General features: G+C 46.9%; 18 protein-coding genes. 4 read left to right on the forward strand and 14 right to left on the reverse strand.

All coding sequences use genetic code 11. The features are described 5' to 3' along the window. Window positions 1–17 precede the first annotated feature (17 nt). Window positions 18–1,334 carry an ABC transporter substrate-binding protein gene (locus tag AC0YN0_RS22095; protein ID WP_475823197.1) on the reverse strand — a complete coding sequence of 439 codons (1,317 nt, stop codon included), beginning with the start codon at window positions 1,332–1,334 and terminating at the stop codon, window positions 18–20. 165 nt (window positions 1,335–1,499) lie between these two features. Here AC0YN0_RS22095 and AC0YN0_RS22100 point away from each other — a divergent pair, with 165 nt between their 5' ends. Continuing rightward, entirely contained in the window at window positions 1,500–3,314 is a 1,815-nt protein-coding gene (locus AC0YN0_RS22100) for a histidine kinase (RefSeq protein WP_475823198.1), read from the forward strand. After that, on the forward strand, window positions 3,292–4,809 hold the full coding sequence (locus AC0YN0_RS22105) for a response regulator transcription factor (RefSeq protein WP_475823199.1): 1,518 nt from the start codon (window positions 3,292–3,294) through the stop codon (window positions 4,807–4,809). The genes AC0YN0_RS22100 and AC0YN0_RS22105 overlap by 23 nt, the downstream gene beginning before the upstream one ends. A gap of 423 nt (window positions 4,810–5,232) precedes the next feature. Here AC0YN0_RS22105 and AC0YN0_RS22110 read toward each other — a convergent pair whose 3' ends face one another. The 11 genes from AC0YN0_RS22110 to coxB all read right to left on the reverse strand — a co-directional run bounded on the left by AC0YN0_RS22110 (window position 5,233) and on the right by coxB (window position 15,263). Further along, window positions 5,233–6,552 carry an ABC transporter permease gene (locus AC0YN0_RS22110; RefSeq protein ID WP_475823200.1) on the reverse strand — a complete coding sequence of 440 codons (1,320 nt, stop codon included), beginning with the start codon at window positions 6,550–6,552 and terminating at the stop codon, window positions 5,233–5,235. After that, window positions 6,545–7,450, reverse strand: coding sequence for an ABC transporter ATP-binding protein (locus AC0YN0_RS22115; RefSeq protein ID WP_442050233.1), 906 nt, complete (start codon window positions 7,448–7,450; stop codon window positions 6,545–6,547). Before AC0YN0_RS22115 ends, AC0YN0_RS22110 begins: the two co-directional genes overlap by 8 nt. A 17-nt stretch (window positions 7,451–7,467) precedes the next feature. Beyond that, on the reverse strand, window positions 7,468–8,382 hold the full coding sequence (locus AC0YN0_RS22120) for an ABC transporter ATP-binding protein (protein WP_475823201.1): 915 nt from the start codon (window positions 8,380–8,382) through the stop codon (window positions 7,468–7,470). A gap of 17 nt (window positions 8,383–8,399) precedes the next feature. Continuing rightward, window positions 8,400–8,786, reverse strand: coding sequence for a GntR family transcriptional regulator (locus AC0YN0_RS22125; RefSeq protein WP_475823202.1), 387 nt, complete (start codon window positions 8,784–8,786; stop codon window positions 8,400–8,402). A 30-nt stretch (window positions 8,787–8,816) separates the two neighbouring features. After that, entirely contained in the window at window positions 8,817–9,545 is a 729-nt protein-coding gene (locus AC0YN0_RS22130) for a hypothetical protein (protein WP_475823203.1), read from the reverse strand. 170 nt (window positions 9,546–9,715) lie between these two features. Continuing rightward, a complete protein-coding gene (locus tag AC0YN0_RS22135) occupies window positions 9,716–10,177 on the reverse strand; it encodes a DUF420 domain-containing protein (RefSeq protein WP_337099964.1) in 462 nt (153 codons plus the stop codon). 59 nt (window positions 10,178–10,236) lie between these two features. Beyond that, a complete protein-coding gene (gene ctaG / locus AC0YN0_RS22140) occupies window positions 10,237–11,136 on the reverse strand; it encodes a cytochrome c oxidase assembly factor CtaG (RefSeq protein ID WP_475823204.1) in 900 nt (299 codons plus the stop codon). Window positions 11,137–11,347: 211 nt separating this feature from the next. Next, on the reverse strand, window positions 11,348–11,665 hold the full coding sequence (locus AC0YN0_RS22145) for a cytochrome C oxidase subunit IV family protein (RefSeq protein ID WP_442050228.1): 318 nt from the start codon (window positions 11,663–11,665) through the stop codon (window positions 11,348–11,350). A gap of 3 nt (window positions 11,666–11,668) precedes the next feature. Next, window positions 11,669–12,286 carry a cytochrome (ubi)quinol oxidase subunit III gene (locus AC0YN0_RS22150; RefSeq protein ID WP_475823205.1) on the reverse strand — a complete coding sequence of 206 codons (618 nt, stop codon included), beginning with the start codon at window positions 12,284–12,286 and terminating at the stop codon, window positions 11,669–11,671. Continuing rightward, on the reverse strand, window positions 12,283–14,130 hold the full coding sequence (gene ctaD, locus AC0YN0_RS22155) for a cytochrome c oxidase subunit I (protein WP_475823477.1): 1,848 nt from the start codon (window positions 14,128–14,130) through the stop codon (window positions 12,283–12,285). Before ctaD ends, AC0YN0_RS22150 begins: the two co-directional genes overlap by 4 nt. 80 nt (window positions 14,131–14,210) lie before the next feature. Then, a complete protein-coding gene (coxB, locus tag AC0YN0_RS22160; RefSeq protein ID WP_442050226.1) occupies window positions 14,211–15,263 on the reverse strand; it encodes a cytochrome c oxidase subunit II in 1,053 nt (350 codons plus the stop codon). Window positions 15,264–15,630: 367 nt separating this feature from the next. On the opposite strand from coxB, the gene AC0YN0_RS22165 reads away from it, so the two are divergent. Further along, window positions 15,631–16,368 carry a hypothetical protein gene (locus AC0YN0_RS22165; RefSeq protein ID WP_475823206.1) on the forward strand — a complete coding sequence of 246 codons (738 nt, stop codon included), beginning with the start codon at window positions 15,631–15,633 and terminating at the stop codon, window positions 16,366–16,368. Window positions 16,369–16,500: 132 nt separating this feature from the next. Here AC0YN0_RS22165 and AC0YN0_RS22170 read toward each other — a convergent pair whose 3' ends face one another. Further along, the gene (locus AC0YN0_RS22170) at window positions 16,501–17,478 is read right to left on the reverse strand and encodes an aldo/keto reductase family protein (RefSeq protein WP_475823207.1); all 978 of its coding nucleotides are present in this window, start codon (window positions 17,476–17,478) and stop codon (window positions 16,501–16,503) included. A gap of 150 nt (window positions 17,479–17,628) precedes the next feature. Between AC0YN0_RS22170 and AC0YN0_RS22175 the strand changes: the two genes are divergently transcribed. After that, window positions 17,629–17,964, forward strand: coding sequence for a winged helix-turn-helix transcriptional regulator (locus tag AC0YN0_RS22175; protein ID WP_337099971.1), 336 nt, complete (start codon window positions 17,629–17,631; stop codon window positions 17,962–17,964). Between the two features lie 62 nt (window positions 17,965–18,026). On the opposite strand, the gene AC0YN0_RS22180 is transcribed toward AC0YN0_RS22175, so the two are convergent. After that, window positions 18,027–18,899, reverse strand: coding sequence for a DUF421 domain-containing protein (locus AC0YN0_RS22180; protein ID WP_475823208.1), 873 nt, complete (start codon window positions 18,897–18,899; stop codon window positions 18,027–18,029). Between the last annotated feature and the right edge of the window lie 358 nt (window positions 18,900–19,257).

Below are 19,257 nucleotides of genomic sequence, written 5' to 3' on the forward strand. Positions count from 1 at the left end.
TTCCGTAGATTCTCTCTTTAGAACCCTTCTACTCCTGCGGCTTTTGCCGCTTTATCGATATTGGATTGCAAACTTTGAGCTACTTGCTCGGGGGACATCGTCCCACCATACATTTGTTGCAACAAACTTTGATAATCTCCGATCTCAACAACGCTCAGGGCGTTGAAGAACGGTACCGCTTTGCCCTCTTCCACGTAGGCATTCATATCCGATGTACCAGGATTCAGGGTTACAGTAAGCCCTGTCCATGTTGGAATAGATTTAACGGTGTTAAAATAATCGGTCAATACTTCTTCACTAGCAAAGAAATTAAGGAAGTCCTGAGCAGCATCCGTTTTATCGGAATTCTTAAGAGCATAAAGACCAATTGGATCGGATATACCGGCGAAAGCATCGTCTCCCAAAGGCTGAGGGAACATTCCAATTTGAGCATCTGGGAATTTCGTGAGAATAGGATCGATCTGCCAGTCTGCTTGGAAAATCATTGCCGCCTTACCAGTAGCTACTGCTTCCATGGACATGTCAAGGGTAGCCGAGAACAAATCTTTGTTTAAATAACCCAACTCAAGTAGATCTTTTTGTTTTTGAAGTGTTTCTACATACTCAGGCACCTTGTCGAAGGTGACCTGGTGCGTATTAATCTTTTCCATTAAATCAGGCTGCTTGTTAATAACGCTGGCCATAGCGCTAAAAGTATAGAGCTGCAGAGGCCACCCTTCTTTGCCGGCTTCATATACAGGTGTAATACCTGCGGCTTTGATTTTCTCGCAAACGGCCAAAAATTGTTCGTAAGTCTTTGGAATTTCAAGCCCTAGATCCGAGAATACTTGCTTGTTATAGATAACTCCTGAAACATTGAGACCGGTTACAGGAATTCCGTAAAGCTTGCCGCCTGTGCTAAGAAAGTAATTTTTGACGGATGGCGTGATACGAGAAACGAACTCTTCGTTAGACAAATCCATCAAGTTTTTTTCTGGTTGAAGCTGTTTAATTTTCCCTTCTTGCCCCCAGTAGAAAAGAAGGTCCGGAGCATCCTTCGTAGCAAGTCGTGTATTCACTAGATCCATGTAATTGTTAACAGGAGCGCTTTGAACGTCGAGCTTGTTGCCTGTTTTCTCCTCGTACGCATCAAATATGGTTTGCCACTTCTTTTCCTTCAACCAATCGCTAGCCACCAGAATCTTAAGGGTAACTGGTTTGTTCTCCTCTGTCTGTGAAGATCCCTCATTTTGTCCGGCATTTGTTCCAGCATTGTTGTTGTCCCCGCCCTTGCTGCATGCTGCCAACACTAGACCAAAGACAAGTAGGATGACAATCAATTTACTCTTTACCAAACTAAACCCCTCCATTATTATGATGCTATTATCATCGGATTGCTTCTCTATCATAATGAATGACGAGATATTGAGGAATGGAAATACTGCACCTGACGCATGTGATTTTCGAACCTATCTGTCCGTTTACTTTTGACATGATACAATATAATTGAGGTGTAGCCAATGCAATTAAAAATACAAACAAGGCTTTTTTTTAGTTATACATTATTGAGCACGATATTGGTCTTAAGTAGTAGTTACCTCTATTTTTCTGAATCCTCCAAAGGTTTAATGATTCGCATTGAAGAGACAAATCGTCAACAGTTATATCGCTATCAAGAAGCACTAGACAATGTGATTGAGGATATGGACAGAATTTCAGCTCAAGTCATTTACAACTCCGAGATTAAAAATTATTTGATTGGTAGGGTCAATGAAGAAGCTTCAAGCTATCAGAGTTTTGCCCTGCGTAAAAAATTTGAAGATATGCTGGCTTCGTTTAATGGTCCATGGTTCATTGCTGAACAAATCAATTTAATGACGATGGACGGTTTTTTTCTAACTTATGGAAAGAATATGGAAACGGTCTCAGACTTGGACTGGCGTATCCGTCAATCCGCTTGGCTGCAAGAAGCAATACAAATGGATGGTGATAAGTTTCTTGTCAAACCTCATGAGAGCGAGTGGCAACAAGACCGGCCGCTTTATTTCTCTCTAGTTCGCAGCGTAAACTTTCCTGCCGCGTTCCCTCCTGCAGCGGTCGAGATTCAACAGCCTTACGAACTTCTCGCCGAAACGATGGAGACAGGCCGTAATGAAGCATCCTTTGCGAAGGTTTATGTCATTAATGATAAAGGTGAACTCTTTTATCCCTACATTTCTTCCACCGCTGATCAGCCTATGATCCCCAAGTGGAACGAAGGTACTATGGAGATTAAGAACGTAGATGGCAAAGACACAGATCTTTGGAGCCAGCTTCGTTCAGATTTCAGCGGACTGACCATCTTGATTCAGCAGCCCAAATCGGAAGCGCTGCAGCCGATTGCCGACCTTCGCCGCATCACGCTGACTTTGGGTATCTTGGGCGAGATTGTATCTTTGGTCATTTCTTATTTCCTTTCAGTCAGTATCACATACCCTATCCGATACTTGCAAAAACGATTGAAAAAGGTAACGATCGACAATATCATGCCATTGAACGTTAAGAAGCTTCAGAATACCAAAGAAATCGCGATGCTCTATTCTACTTTCGTAGATATGACAATACGGCTTAATCACTCTTTGAATGAGGTCATTCAAGCCCAGAAAAGGGAGAACGTAGCTCACTTACAGGCGATGTACGCGCAAATGAATCCCCATTTTCTCTTTAATACATTAACGGCAATGGCCTCGTACGCGGAAGAATCAGGATTCCCCGAATATGCCCGTATTTCACAACAGTTGAGCGGCATGCTTCGGTACTCAACAAGTTCGATGTCGAATACGGTGACGCTAAAGAAGGAAGTTCAATATACCGTCCAATACATGGAACTGATGGAGTTTCGGTATGAAGGACAATTCACGTTTGCTGTACAACTTGATCCGCTGCTCCATGACATGCCGGTTCCCAAATTTTTGCTGCAACCGCTTGTGGAAAACTCGTTCACACATGGTTTTCAACAGACTCGTCCGCCTTGGGTCATCGAAGTATCCGCTAGATCCTTGTATGAAACTTCTGCTTGGGAAATTCGTATTCGCGATAATGGTTCCGGATTTAGCGAAACCTCTTTTGCCGAAACCCAGGATCTTATTGTTGAATTAAACAACGGACAAATTCGAGAGTTGGAAAACTTGTCCGGCCATGGTCTCGGACATATGGGCATCATCAACACGTTGACCCGCTGCCGATTGTTTTGGAACGATGAAGTCAGCTTTTCCCTTCGCAACTTGCAGAAAGGCATGGAATTTACAATCGAGATAAGGAGGGCGATCGAAGATGTTTCGACTGATCCTTGTTGAAGACGAACCACGCATTCTTCGGCACTTAAAAGAGAAGATCGGTTCACTAAGATCAGAATTCAAGGTGATTGGCGCCTATAATAATGGGGAAGACGCACTCGTCGAACTTCACTGGACGCAGCCCCACGCCATCCTAACAGACATTCGTATGCCTGTCATGAACGGTCTCGAGTTAATCAGCAAAGTAAAGGAAAGGCATCCAGACATCGCTTGTGCTGTTCTTAGCGGTTATGACGACTTTGCTTACCTTAGAGAATCAATCAATCTTGGAGTGACTGACTACTTACTCAAGCCGGCAACTGACGAAGAAATTGGTGAACTACTTGACAAGATCAAAGATAAGCTCCTGCATAATCGGGCTTTACTGGAGCATGAAGTCACTAAGCAGATCGTAGAGGCTTCTGATTCCGCGGATTATGTTCCCTCTGAATGGGAGCATATTGCTAAGGAACTGTTCTTCCATGGAAATTACGTATTAGTTTACGCTTGGTCACCGAACGGAGATATTCCGGTCGGCATGGAAGAGAAGTTCATTGATTTACTCCGCGTAGAAGAGAAATTCACCCTAATGCCAACCACCACAGGAAATGAGACCATTTTCTTATTCGGCATACACGGCTGGTCGAACGAACGATACATGGAATGGACTCAGTCTTTAAAAAAGCGTGTGGATGCGGCGGATGGAGTATCGGTCGCTTTAGCCTTGTCGAAGAAAGGACTTCAGCCAATCCCAGTCCTGCTTGCCGATTGCAAGAAACAAGCACGTGCGAGAAGCCGTTTCGAAGCAACGTGTTTCTGGATCGATGAAACCGCTGCGGAAGAAATTAACTATTTGACGGATGCGTTGCAACCCGTTTTGTTACGTCTTGGTCAATTTATCACAAAAAATCAAAAACAGTTATTCAATAAAGAGATGGATTCGCTTTTTAATGGAGAATCAAATTACACTTTCCCAGTCACCAGAAGAGGCTGGGAACTTCTATTACTTCATTCTTCACATTCGTTGCATACAATGAGCAAGGAGAGCTTCACGAGCTCCTTCGATCTTAAACACGCAATGGAAACGGAATTAAGCTATGAAATATGGAGAGCGAGGAAACTCTCAGATCTGCTTTCGCAAGTCAAGGAAATTTGGGGCTCCTATTTTTTTCGATCCGATCAGGATCAAGCCTCTCAACGTGATTGGGCGAAGGAAGCCCGCCACTATATTCAGGATCATTTCCGTGAGTACATCTCTCTAACAAGCATAGCAGACGTATTCCAGCTTAACCCGGCTTACTTGAATCGAGTATTCAAACGGACTTATCAAATATCGATTCCAGATTACCTAATTAATTTGAGAATAGAAGAGGCATGTCGTTTCATCAAAACATATCCTTTCGTGTTAATTAAAGAAATCGCTGAACATGTAGGGTATACGGATCCTCTTTATTTCAGCAAAGTATTTAAACAGCATACCGGATACAGCCCGACGGATTATAAGAACAAAGACTAGTTCAACAAGACAACCTTGGAAAGCTTAAAATCCTTTCGTTTGATAATAGTTCCAATTGTGAGGATCTCAGATCCAGTTACACTAAAAGTCGTATTGTCCGAGAGCTTCAAAACTGCCGTGGATGAGGCCGAAGCTGCCAATGTCGACTTCCTTCACCCGATCAAAGTAAATTATATTTATAACCATTATCCCTCAGAATCCCGACTATCCGTAAACATAACAAAGCTGCCGTGGTGTCCCGGCAGCTTAATTGATTGAATACAGCTAATGTGTCCCGTCAGCTTAATATCAACCGTCTACTCTTTAACGTTATTGACGAATCAAGGGTTTCTTTTTTATCTCAAACATGTAGTGTAAAAAGTCTCAGTTATTACATAAATCTGTCTCAGTTATAACCGTTACTCACAAAAGAAGCGACACCCATTAAATCTTATAAGCCTTCATAGCCTTGCGAATCTCTTTCCAGCTCGGACGCTTGCCGTACATGAGCACGCCCGTACGGTAGATCTTAGCCGAGATCCATACCGATACGTAGATCGATACGAGCAGGATACCGATGGAAGTCAGTACTTGCCACATTGGAGGATCAGCCAAGCCAAGACGAAGCATCATCACGTATGGCGAGAAGAACGGAATGTACGATGTGACTTTCACGAGCATGCTGTCAGGGCTAGCGATGCTGAAGATCGTAATATAGAAGCCGGCGAGCGAGATCATCGTGATCGGCAGAACCGCCTGGCCAAGATCCTCCGTCCGGCTTACGATCGAACCGACCGCTGCGAACAACGTTGCGAACAGGAAGTAACCGGTCACGTAGAAGATCAGCGCATACACAATCAGCGATGGATCGATCAAGCTGAAGTCGATGTCCAGATCCTTCAACGTCTTACTGTTATGCGGAAGGCTGACGTTAATAAGGATGACCGCCACATAAGCAACGATTTGAATCAAACCAACGATGAACATACCTAATATTTTACCGAACATTTGCTTAAGAGGTGCGACGCTCGTAATGAGCAGCTCCATGACGCGCGAGCTTTTCTCGGCCGTAATCTCCGAAGCAATCAATTGACCCGTGATCATGATTGTCATAAAGAGCAGAATAACGAGCACATAGATGAATCCCATATTCATGCCTTGCTCGGCAGGTGTCTTGCCTTCTCCAATACTGCCTGCACCCTCTGTTGCAGAGATTTGAACCGTTTCAATATCAACCGGCGTGAACAATTGCGTTTTCTGCTCGTCGGTCAGGCCTGCGCTTTGCAGCGCCGCTTCCATACGAATTGCTTGCAAGGTACTTTGAAGCGAGCTTGTAAGCTCCATTTCCATCAGCTTCTCCGACTTGTAGGTCATGCTTGGCAAGCCGCTCTCTGCCGTAACTTCACCGAATTCCAAGTAACCTTTTATGTCTTTATCCGTGATAGCTTTCTTAAGCTCGGCTTCGTTGGCAGCAGCGTCTCCTTTGTCCTCGAAAGGAATCAACTTAATTGACGCGTCTTCTTGAGCCTCATAATAAGCCTTCAATTGATCGCCGATAGCAGAGCCTGCCGCAAGCTCCGACTGGGACGACTGCACATAACCGATGTTCGTTACTTTGTTACCGCCTCCGAATAACGAGAATATATACGGAAGGTTAACAACTATGGATATAATGACAGCAATAATCAAAGTTGTGATCAGGAATGCCTTGCCTCTGAATTTGTTTTTAATCGTAAAGCCAACTACTGTCCAGAAGTTATTCATGGCCGTCACCGCCTACTGTTTTGATGAAAATCTCGTTTAACGTCGGTTCTTTGATCTCGAAGCGCGTAATCGTCGTTTGACCGATCGCATGGTGCAAAATAAGTCCGCCTGTCGCTTCATTCGTTATACCAATCTCATAACCATACTCATGACGCGTAACGCCAGTTACACCTGGAATTTGTTCCAGTCCCGTCACTTCGCTCTCCGTGCTCAGGATGACGCGTTCTTTCGGGAATTGCTTCTTAATTTCCTTCAAGCTGCCCTTAAGAACGGCGTTCGAACGGTGAAGAATCGTAATGTTGCGGCATAACTCCTCGACATGCTCCATACGGTGAGTCGAGAACAGAATGCTTGTGCCGGAATCCCGCAGCTCCTTAACCGTCGACTTCAGCAGCTCCACGTTAACCGGATCGAGTCCGCTGAAAGCTTCGTCAAGAATGATGATCTTCGGGTTATGGATAACGGATGCGATGAATTGAATCTTCTGCTGATTGCCCTTAGACAGCTCTTCAACCTTCTTGTTGTAGTACTCGGGCACTTCGAACCGATCGAGCCAGCGCTTCAGGTTGGCGTCCGCGTCCTTCTTCGACATGCCGCGCAATTGCGCTAAGTATATGATTTGATCGCTTACGCGAACCTTTGGATAAAGACCTCTCTCTTCAGGCAGATAACCAAGTCCTTTTAATTGCTCGTTGCTATATGGCTTGCCATGATAATAGATATTGCCCTCATCGGGATAAATAAGTCCTAATACCATTCGCATTGTCGTTGTCTTGCCCGCACCGTTGGCGCCTAACAACCCGTAAATTTCCCCTTCGCTTACCTCGAAGCTAATGCCGTTTACAGCTGTTTTCTCCCCATACTGCTTGACGATCTGCTCAACCTTTAATGGATTCATGTTATTGCTCCCCTCATTTAGTTGGATCTCGCGTTCAATCTATCTTTCATTAATAGAGCGGCCATAATTTCATCCAGCTCCATCGCTTGCCTGCTAACTAACGTAAGTCCTTGCTCGGAACACCATTGCTCGGCTTGCCCGGCTTGATTCGTCGTAATGCGGTAGGTTGTTCCCCCTGCATGCTCTACACCGCATTGCCCCGGCATCTTCGCTGCCACTCCAGCCGTGAGCCCATCTCCGCTAAGGAAGTAAATGAACCAGCTGCTGAACAGCTCATCCTTCTCATACATGCCGAGCACATGTCCTTGCGACATGATGACAATATAATCGGCAAGGCGCTTCACTTCTTCGACGATATGCGAAGTCATCAGAATCGTTCGATCGCCGCGATCCATATACCGGTGCAGCACATCGATCATCGTCTTCCAAGCGAGCGGATCAAGTCCGGAGGATGGCTCGTCGAGAAGCAGAAGCTCCGGTCCATGTGCAAGGGCCAAGGTGAATTCGAACTTGCGCCGACTGCCTTTGGACATTTTGCCAAGCATTTGATTCGGATCAACCTCTAGAACTCTTAGCAGCTCCTGATAACGATTCACATCCCAATTGTCGTACCAGAACCGCTGGAATTCCGCCTTCTCGGTTGCTTTCATCTTCTCTTCATGCGTCCAAGACTCTTCCGGCAAGTAACCGATCCTCTTGTTCAGCTCGATATCCACGCCATTGCCTACCTGCTGTCCCAGAAGCTCAATGCTGCCTTCGTCCGGCTTGACCAAGTCGAGCAGCAGTCTGAAGGTCGAGCTCTTGCCGCTGCCGTTCGGTCCGACAATCGCGGTAATATAGCCTTTTGGAATCATTAGATCCATCGGTCCTAGATGAAAGTTCGAGCGTTTCTGTACGACGCCCTTCATCTTAACCGCTAACTCTTCTGTCATCGCAATAGCCTCCTGCCCTAATCAAAATGCTTATTCATCGCTTCCTTAAACAGCGACTGAAGCTCCTCTTGCGTACATTGAACTCGCTTGCCGGCGATAATTGCTTGCTCCATCGCCTCGGTCACGGCCGATAACCGGTGTCGATCACGCTCCTGCTCGCCAACCAAGGCTACATAAGTCCCAGTTCCTTGTCTTGTTCTCAGCAATCCTTCTGTCTCCAAGTCGCTGTATACTCGCTTAACCGTTATTACGCTGCACTTCACCGTTTGTGCCAATTCTCGAATCGATGGGAGCAGCGTGCCCTCTTGCAATTGTCCGCTTACGATCAAAGCCCGCAGTTGAACTTCTATTTGATGATAGAGCGGCTCGGCGCTTTGCTCGTTAATTTGTATGGGCAACCGCATGGCTTCACCTTCTTCTTAGTTTCAATTCATCTAGACGATATAGTTGCGCTTGGCAATTCGATTCGAAAGCACACGGTAACCGAGAGGAATCGTTATTGCAGATATTGCCGGGGTAATAAGCGCAATCCACCATTTGCCCTCTTCGATCGCTTCCAATATGCCAATGACGATATTGCCTTGACCTAGCCAAGTTATCGTTATTGCAATACCTAGGAAGAGAATCGCTACCAAGGTGCAAACAACCATATAAATTTTACCGCTGTACCCCATCTCCCAGTACACATAAGAGGTTGCAATCGTAAGCGAATATCCGAACCAGAACAATGCATACAAGGCGAAGTCGCCAAAATCGATAACTACGGAAGAAGCGAAATGGATAATGACATATTGCGCTACGAAATATATGAACTGTGCTGCGAATAAAACAATGGTTAATTGAATGAGTCTGCCTAATGCAATCTGCTGCGGTGTGATAGGCAATGTTCGCAAGTATGCGAGCTTTTTCGAGTAGGTATCCTTCTTGAAGTAATTCATCATCGTGTTATTAAGGACGAAGCCCAGACAAGGCAGCAACGATAAGTAAATGAAGTCTGTGAACCATGACATAGAGTCCTCTTCACTCTCAGTCAGTGAATCAATGAATACCGGAAGGGTGAACAAAAGGATGTATCCGATCAACGCCACCATGATAATGCTTCTCCATCGATCCCTCACTAACTCTTGCTTGGCAAGAAACCATGCGCCTTTCCATTTGCTCACCTTATTGGCTCCCCTCGATGTGTTCAGTAAGTATACTGTATATATCTTTATACACAGTATACTCACGATATACACAGTTGTCAATGACTTCCTTTTAATTATTTTACAGCAAAAAAAAGGCACATCAGACGGATTAACCGCCTGACATGCCTGGTTCACTTACACCTATATTAGCCGAAAATAGCGTCAAAAACCGGCTTCGTATGGCCGCCCGGATACATAAGGTACAACAATACATATACCGCCGTGCCCGTAATCGAGGTTACGAACCATACTACCGAAGTTACTCTGCCCCACTTACGATGCTTCGCGAACTTCTTGCGGTAGCCCAGCGTCAGCGTCGTGATGCCGAATACCCCGCCGACGGTCGCCGTCACGATATGGAACAGCAAGAAGACGAGGTAATAAGGCTTCAATTCATCCGGTCCGCCCCACTCCGTATTCCCCTGGAACACCGAACGCGATACATAAATAATGAAGAACAGCAGCGCCGAGACAGCAGCAGCGAACATAACCTTCTGATGTTGCTCCAGCTTGCGCTTAATCGCCAGACGCCATCCTATTGCGACAAGTATGCCGCTTAGAACGATAAAGAAAGTGCTAATTGAAGGCACAATCGTAAACTTATCCATTAATACCCCACCTATTGTAATCATAATAATATTGGTTCGGCACATGCCTTATCTATTCATTAAGCGGTGCCTGGATTAGGCATTTCATCCTCGGTATGCTCTTTCTTGAACCATTGCTTGAAAATATACGCAAGGATTATACCGTACATTAGCTCCTGAACAAGCTTCATCACGATACCGCCAAGCTGTTGATCCTCAACAACGTCCATCAGGTTGAAGAACGTCGGTCCCCCACCTATGCCGCCCAGATCAAGAAGTCTGCTAGGGTCGCCGGATACGCAATAGCCCATAGCCGTTACCCATACGCTCGGATCGCTGTAGATTGCATACATAGAGCTTTTGGCAAAAATAATAAGAGCGCACGCAGGCGTAAGCAATACGCCGTTAGCGAACACGTAAGCCATCTTCTTCAAATCCGTTAGACGGCTCCATTCCGGTACCGGACTTGTAATCTGCCACCACATCATGCATGAAGTAATGAACAGAATCAAATAATAAAGGCGATGAATGGTGAAATGCGTCATGACATAGTCATGAATCATCGGTACATGATAGATAGAGAACAACATATTGAACAAAACTAACGTAATAATAGGATGCATCAGCTTGCTGAACTTGTTCCAGAAGGCAGCAGCGAACGCTCTGCGCCATAGGAAAGCCGGTATAGCCAGCAGGAACATCGGAGGAACGATCAAGTAGGATATAGACATATTGACCATATGGAACGTGAACATCATATGGCCTAAGAGACTAAGCGGGCCGCCGTGCGACAAATAGAGAAGCACAGCAGACGTAACGAACATCGTCTTCTGCAATGCCGTTGCCGGTGGTTCGCCGGGCATATGCTTAAGCCGCCAAGGGCCGATTAGATAGAAATAGAGAATGACAATCGCAGCCATTCCGAACAAAAAAAACGGGGTCCACAACTCTTCGAATGTGAAATACTCTAAGCCTAGCATCGTGGATACTCCTTTCTTTCACTTACTATTTCGAGCTTTAGCTGCATGTCAAGCGTAAACGGCTAACGCCGACCTCTGATGGCGTGTAGCATTCGTTTCGCGGAGAAATATAGGCGCATGAATAAGAGTGACACTTATGCTTTCCTATATGTCTAGAAAAGAGGAGGGACCCAAGCCTTGGGACCCTCCTCCGATGAAATTCAACTGCGGTTTACCACCAAGCCCAATACTCCGCCATGATGACGCAAGTAAAGACGATGAATATTCCGCCCAATATTCCGATAAGCGCGAACGTATGTCCACGATCCTTCATATGCATCCAGAACGCCATCTGTACGAACACTTGCAAGAAAGCCGTTCCCATCAAGATGATGTAGATGAAGTCTTTGTTGATTTCTCCGCCGATTACTGCCGCGAATGCGACAAGTGTAAGCGCGAGGGAGAAAATAAAGGCGATGACGTGTTTCTTCGGTCCTTCGACCTTATGACGTTTGGTGCTTTCCTCTGTGGCTGAATGATTGCTTGCCATCGATTAGCCCACCTTTCCCATCAAGTACACGACGGTGAAGATAAATACCCATACGACGTCGATAAAGTGCCAGTACATGCTGGCAATATACACTTTAGGAGCCGTCGTTGTGTTAAGCCCCTTCTTCCCTAATTGAATGATTAGAAGGGTAATCCACAAGATACCGAATGCAACGTGCGCGCCGTGGAAGCCGACGAGCGTATAGAACGAGGAGCTGAATGCGCTCGTTGTAAAGCCGTGACCTTCATGAACGTAATGAACGAACTCGTAAATTTCGAGGCCAAGGAAACCTGCGCCTAGAACAACTGTAATCGCTAACCACGTCATCAAAGATTTCACTTGGTTGTTATGCAGCGCTTGAACGGCGAACACGCTCGTCAAGCTGGATGTCAGCAAGATCAACGTAGCTGCTGCTACGAGACCGAGCTTGAACAGCTCCTCTGCAGGAGGCCCGCTCAGTACTTGGTGGCGAAGAGCCAGGAACGCTGAGAACAACGTTCCGAACAAGACTGTTTCGCCGCCAAGGAATAACCAGAAGCCTAATACCTTATTGCGTCCCTCGAGGGTCGCCTTTTCGGGCTCATGAGGCAATTGCCCCTCTACATGCGAGTGTGCGCTCATGCTTTCCCCCCCTTGTCTTTGAGGATTTCTTCTTCTTCGATATGGAAGCCGTGATCATCGATGACCGAACGCAAGAACATGCATCCGAACAAGATGAGAAGGCCGAGAATACCAACGCCGTAGCCTGCTTTGAATCCATCGAACAGGTTGCCCCAATCCGGTGCATACATAAAGCCTAGTGCTGCAATAAACAATCCAAGTCCCATAAAGAACGGAAGAATCGATGGCGATGGCATATGAATCGGGCCAAGCGGCTCAGCAGGCGTCATACCTTTGTGGCCATCCATCTTCTCTTTCCAGTAAGCATCGTAACCGCGAACAAGCGGCGTTTGAGCGAAGTTGTACTCTGGAGCCGGCGATGGAATCGTCCACTCGAGCGTACGTCCGTCACCCCATGGGTCAGCAGGTGCGTTCTTCGGTTTGAACGCTGTCGTAACAATGTTCAAGAGGAAGAAGATTGTGCCTAGAGCCATCAGGAACGCGCCGATCGTACTAATCAAGTTCATTTCATTGAAGCCAAGACCGTCAAGGTACGTCCAAATACGACGCGGCATACCAAGAAGACCAAGGAAATGCTGTACGAAGAACGTCAAGTGGAAGCCGATAAAGAACGTCCAGAACGTCAACTTACCAATTGTTTCGTTCAGCGCGCGGCCGAACATCTTCGGCCACCAATAGTGAAGACCCGAGAAGATACCCAAGATCAGACCGCCGACGATAACGTAGTGGAAATGCGCTACGACGAAGTAGGAGTCATGATATTGGAAGTCGGCAGGTGCTGCAGCCAGCATGACGCCGGTAACACCGCCCATTACGAAGGTAGGTACGAAGCCTACCGCGAACAGGTTAGCCGTGTTGAATATAATCGAACCGCCCCACATCGTGAACAGCCAGTTGAAAATTTTGATACCTGTCGGTACCGCGATCAGCATCGTTGCGATGGAGAACAGCGCATTCGCAACCGGTCCAAGACCTGTCGTGAACATGTGATGCGCCCAAACCATGAAGCCCAAGAATCCAATCAGGATTGTAGCGAATACCATCGAGCTGTAACCGAACAAACGCTTACGCGAGAATGTGCTTATTACCTCGGAAATAACGCCGAAGGCCGGCAGGATGAGGATATAAACCTCAGGATGCCCGAATATCCAGAAAATATGCTCCCATAGTACGGCATTACCGCCGCCTGATGGGTCGAAGAAGTTCGCGTCGAACAATCGATCGAACATCAGTGCCGCAAGACCAACCGTAAGAGCTGGGAATGCGAACAAGATTAGAGCAGAAGTAATGAAGATCGTCCAAGTAAACATCGGCATACGCATGAATGTCATGCCTGGCGCACGCATGTTGATAATCGTAACGAGGAAGTTAATGCCCCCGATCAAAGTACCAATACCTGCAACCTGTAAGCCTAGAACATAATAGTCGACGCCATGATCGCCATTGTATGTCGTGCCGGCGAGCGGTGCATAGGCTGTCCAGCCTGCATCCGGCGCGCCGCCGGTAAACCAGCTTACGTTAAGTAGAACGCCGCCGAACAAGAATGTCCAGAAGCCAAGCGAGTTCAAGAAAGGGAATGCAACGTCGCGCGCGCCGATTTGCAAAGGCACGATCGCGTTCATAAGCGCGAACAGAATCGGCATCGCTGCAAGGAAGATCATCGTCGTTCCGTGCATCGTCAGCAATTCATTGAACGTATCAGCGCTTACGAAGTCATTCATCGGCTTCCATAGTTGAATCCGAATCAATAAGGCTTCCAAGCCGCCGACTAGGAAGAAAAATCCTCCCGCGAGCAAATACAAAATTCCGATTTTTTTGTGGTCAACCGTTGTCAGCCAGTCCATTAAACCGCTGTGACGTTTGACCGCATGCGTATGAGCATGAGCATGAGCCAAAGTAGGTACCTCCTTCAATCACCGATGATTTATTGTTCGTAGTCGAGAGTTAGTTTCGATAAGTAATCTGCAATGCCTTCGAGCTCCTGATCCGTTAGATCGTATGCTCCCGACATTTGGTTGCCCGGTTTCACGGCATTCGGATCTTTGATCCAACGATACAGGTTATCGTATACGGAACCCTCATTGCTATATTGCGGATCATCGGTATTAACAAGTATACCTCCGACGCTCTCGCGGCTGCCGATACCCGTTAAGTTAGGGAAGGCCGGTCCGCCTAGATCGCCAACTGCGTGGCAAGAAAGACACTTGCTTTGGAATGCTTCAGCAATAGCCGGATCGCTAGGCAAAGCTACCGGTTCTTGAATAGCAGCCGTCCAACGGTCGAACGAGGACTCGTCTACCGCTTTAACCTTGAAGTCCATCAAGCCGTGGGAAGGTCCGCACAGCTCGGCGCACTTGCCGAGGTAAACGCCTTCTTTTGGCGCCGAGAAATACATTTTGTTCACGTTCGCGCCAGGGTTCGTATCGATCTTGCCTGCAAGCGAAGGAATCCAGAACGAGTGAAGCACGTCTGCCGATTTCGCTTCGATCGCGATCGTCTTGCCTGTCGGAATAATAAGTTCTTGCGCTGTCTTAATGCCCAGCTCCGGATATTCGAATTCCCACCAGTATTGGTGCGAAGTAACGATTACCTTAACAGCCTCTGGGTCTTTGCTGTAGTCCTTAGACAAGTTGAATACCGATTGTACAGTCGGAACGCCTAGGATAATAAGCATGATGATCGGGATTACTGTCCAGATAATCTCCAGCTTATGGTTTCCTTCAACCTGCTTCGGAATCGTGTTGTCTCCCTTACGTCTGCGGAAACGAATAATTACATACAAAGAAATCGCAAATACGATTACAATCACGATCAACATGATTGAAATCGCCAGCTTCATCAGTCCGAATTGCTCTTCCGCTACAGGTCCCTGGGGATTCAGCGTCGACAAATCTTCCCGTCCGCATGCCGCTAACACTAGCACCATCATGGCCATGAGCGGCGCAAGCCGTTTTACAAATTGCCACCGTTTCATCATTAATCAACCCCACTTTTGACGTTTTCGCAGCTACCTAATTTCGCGTGGCAAGCGGCTAACTGCGTGTTCTCACAGATGTTATTACAACTCCTGCAACTTAAATCACTTTATTAAATATAAAGTTGAAGCACCTATTTGTCAATGTTCCACAGAGAGTTCACAAATTGTTCTCAAAGCTGTCAAAAACGCGATATACAGGCGTTTTTGAGCTATTGCGAACGTTGCCAACAGGCTGTCTCGGATCAGTCTTCCTACCCTACATTGTGCACCAAACCCATGGTCAATTATGTATGCACGCCGAAACGTATATTTAAATGCTCCCGGCAGAAGCTAAAGCCAATATCGTATGAATGGGGGGCGTCCTATTATGATGAAACGAATTGCCGCTTTATTATTGTCCGCTGCCGTTCTGTCGGCTGTCGCAACCGGCTGCAACTACGAGCAACTATCGCAGAACAGCGATTCCGATTACGGCAGCAGAGAAGCCGGTGATCCGAAGATGATTGGGAACAAAGCATTCGGCACGATGTCGACCAATCCATATCAGCATGACAATGCCTTTTTCGAATACAGCTCCAAAATATCGAATCAAGTATCCAGCCTTAACGGCATAGCCTCGGGGCTTGTGTTCCTTACAGATAAGAACGCCTACGTCGGTATTATGCTCGACTGGTCGGCTGTCGGCACTCGCAGCTCCGGCGGAACGGTGGAGCAGGACAATACGGGTACGACGGAAGGCGTCTACAATCACGCAACAGGCAGCAACTACACGAATAGCCGAAGGCTGGCAGGTCCGTACAACTCGTATTTCACCGTCAACGATTACAATAACTTGTCCGACGAGCTAAAGCAGACGATCGCGCTGAAGATACGGAAGATGGCCCCTGCTGTGCAGGAAGTCCATATCTCAGCCAACATGGAGCTCATCAATCACTTTAATGAATATGCGAAAATAGCCTGGGGCGGACGCTCGCTTATGCCGTCGCTCGACGAGTTCAACAACCTGGTCAAATATCATTTCGCAGGCGGTACGATCATGCCGAGGTCGATCTCCGATCCCATCGTCATTCCGCATCGCCAACAACGCAATAGGGGTGAACGATAGCTTTTCGAAAAAAATCTCTTCCTATATATAAGACAAAAAATCGCACACTTAAATGGAAGCGAAAAATAAAACAAGGCTCTCAGACAGGCTTATTGCAGCCTTGCTGGAGAGCCTTGTTCGTATTCAGCTTGCCTATCTCATTGGCGCGAAGCCGCTGATCTCCGACAATATATCTTCCGTACGCGCAAGCACCTCATCGGTTAAGTCCAGATCGATCGCTTTAATATTCTCCTCGATCTGAGAAGGACGGCTCGAACCGATAATGGCCGAGCTCACATTCGACTGGCGCAGCACCCAAGCGAGCGCGAATTGCGATAACGTAGCGTCAAGCTCTGCGGCCAGCGCCTCCAGCTTAGCCGCGCAAGCGAGCACATCCTCGCGCAAATAGCTGTTAATGACACCGTTCGTCATGTCGTTAGCCGCTCTGCTGTCCTGCGGAATTGCTTGTCCCGGCTTGTACTTACCAGTCAGAACGCCTTGCGCAAGCGGTGAGAATACAACCTGACCCATTCCCTCCCACTCGCATTGCTGAATGACGTTCTCCTTCTCGATATAGCGCTCGAACATATTGTAGATCGGCTGATTCGAGATCAGCGGACGCAGATTCAAGTTTTTGCCAATCGATGCTGCATCTGCAATTTGTCCCGCTGTCCACTCGCTAACGCCCGCGTACAATATTTTGCCTTGAGCCGTTAGATCGTCAAGCGCACGGAGCGTTTCTTCCACCGGCGTATCATTATCGAAGCGATGGCATTGGTACAGGTCGATGTAATCGGTACCCAGACGCTTCAAGCTCGCATCGCATTGCTCCATAATATGCTTGCGTGACAAGCCCCTATCATTCGGTCCCGCACCCATCGGGAAGAACAGCTTCGTCGCAAGCACATAGCTGCTGCGCGAATACGCTTTCAAAGCACTGCCCATCACTTCTTCCGCAGCCCCGTTATTGTAGGCGTTAGCCGTATCGAAGAAATTAATGCCCAGATCGTATGCTTTATGAATGCAAGCCTGCGCGGTTTCCTCAGCTGTTGCCGTACCGTATGTAAGCCAGCTGCCGAGTCCGATTTCACTCACTTTAAGCCCGCTTTTGCCAACTCTTCTGTAATTCAAATGGATTCACTCCTTCTAATCGTTCCTCGTCTCACTAGTAGTGTATAGCAGTTCTAGCGATTAATAAAGTAGTGAATGTTTATTCATTTTATTAACTACGGTATATATACTATACTAATAGTAACTGATGGTAGGAAGGGAGCTGGCTTAGTGAGCGCGCATAATTATGTACCTAAAGAGCCTGTTCAGATCGAATGCAATATTGAGAAAACATTGGATGTAATCGGGGGCAAATGGGCCTTTCTCGTGCTGAGGGAGTTATTTTGCGGAACGAGGCGATTCGGTGAATTGCAAAGACTTATCCCGTCGGTTAGTCCGAGAGCGTTAACAACTACGCTGCGCCATTTGGAAGAAAAGGGTGTACTTGAACGCAAAGTATTTCCGACTGTCCCTGTAACGGTAGAATATACGCTGACGCCAAAGGGCGAGGATCTAACGCATATTTTAAAAGAAATGAAGCTTTGGGCAGCCAGATGGACTGAGTAAACGATTAAAGCCTGACGATCCTTCTCTACTATAATAGTAGGATCGTCAGGCTTATTTTTCTGCTATGGATTAGGGTCCTGCTCAGGCATGGATGGGCTGTACCCCGCCTGGAACCGATCAAGCGCCGACTGATAGGCGCGGCGATCGCCCTCGTTACGCGCGAGCTCGCCAAGGCGTTTAAGCTCCGATTCGAATTGTTTGGACAAGGCATCGATCCGATCCTTCGGCTTCTTGCCGGCATTTTCCCGGTTCGACCTTCCGTCGCCAGTCTGGATGTTCAATTGTCCGTCGCTGTCGATCTGGGCGAGAAAAATACTTTCCGGCGTCAGCTTCTTTTTCTTCAGCTCGTGATGCAGCCATTCCAAGCTGTAGCCGCTCTCGTCGACCATATCAGCCAGCACCTGTCCATCGATAATGACCGTCTTCGCTTCCTTCTCCTGACTAAGCTTCCAGCCGAGCATGTCCGCCGTAAGCGGTTGATGCTCCTTCTTCAGCAGCACATTGATTTCACCGCTTGACTCCATAACGGCGAACTCTACATCGGCTACCCGGTACACATCCTTTTTGCGCAGCTGCTCCAACAGTTCATCCAGTGTAAGCCGCTCTTTTTGCAAATGCTTCTTATCCAGCTGGCCATCCTTAATAAGCACAGTGCCTTTGCCGTCTACAAAGTCGCGTATAACGCGGCTCTTCATCGTTATATACTCCATACCGACAGAGACGCTTACCCAGACAACCAACGATACGATGCCCAAATACCACAGATTGTCCAAATCAAGCGATACATAAGCTGCGATGTTACCGATGGATATTCCCGTTATGTATTCGAACAGCGACAGTTGGGAAATTTGTCTCTTGCCCAAAACCTTAGTCAGCGTAAATAAAATAACGACGGAAACGAGTGTACGCAGCACAATCTCCAACCAATCAGGCATATTTATCGCCTCCCCCCTTCCCTCCTATCGTGTCCAAAATGACTATTGTCATTCTTTTTTTGCAATTTTTGAAAAATATATTGCTTTTGCCCAATTAACCGTGTATACTTTAGTGAATGTGTTATATTTAACCCTCAGCATATCCCCTAGTAGGATTCAATGTTTTCCTCAGATTTTGATTTCTGTGCTGTTAATTCTCAAACCAATTTTCGTGCTATTTCTGTCCACATCAGAATGAAAAATTGCCTAACTGAGATCTATATGTAAAGGAAAACATTCTGAATGGCGACAAAAACAACTGCTTAAACGCGGTCGCACATCCTTGAGTTACTCCGATTGGAGTTTTTCTCATTCACAC

This window comes from Paenibacillus sp. J22P218, assembly GCF_056269195.1.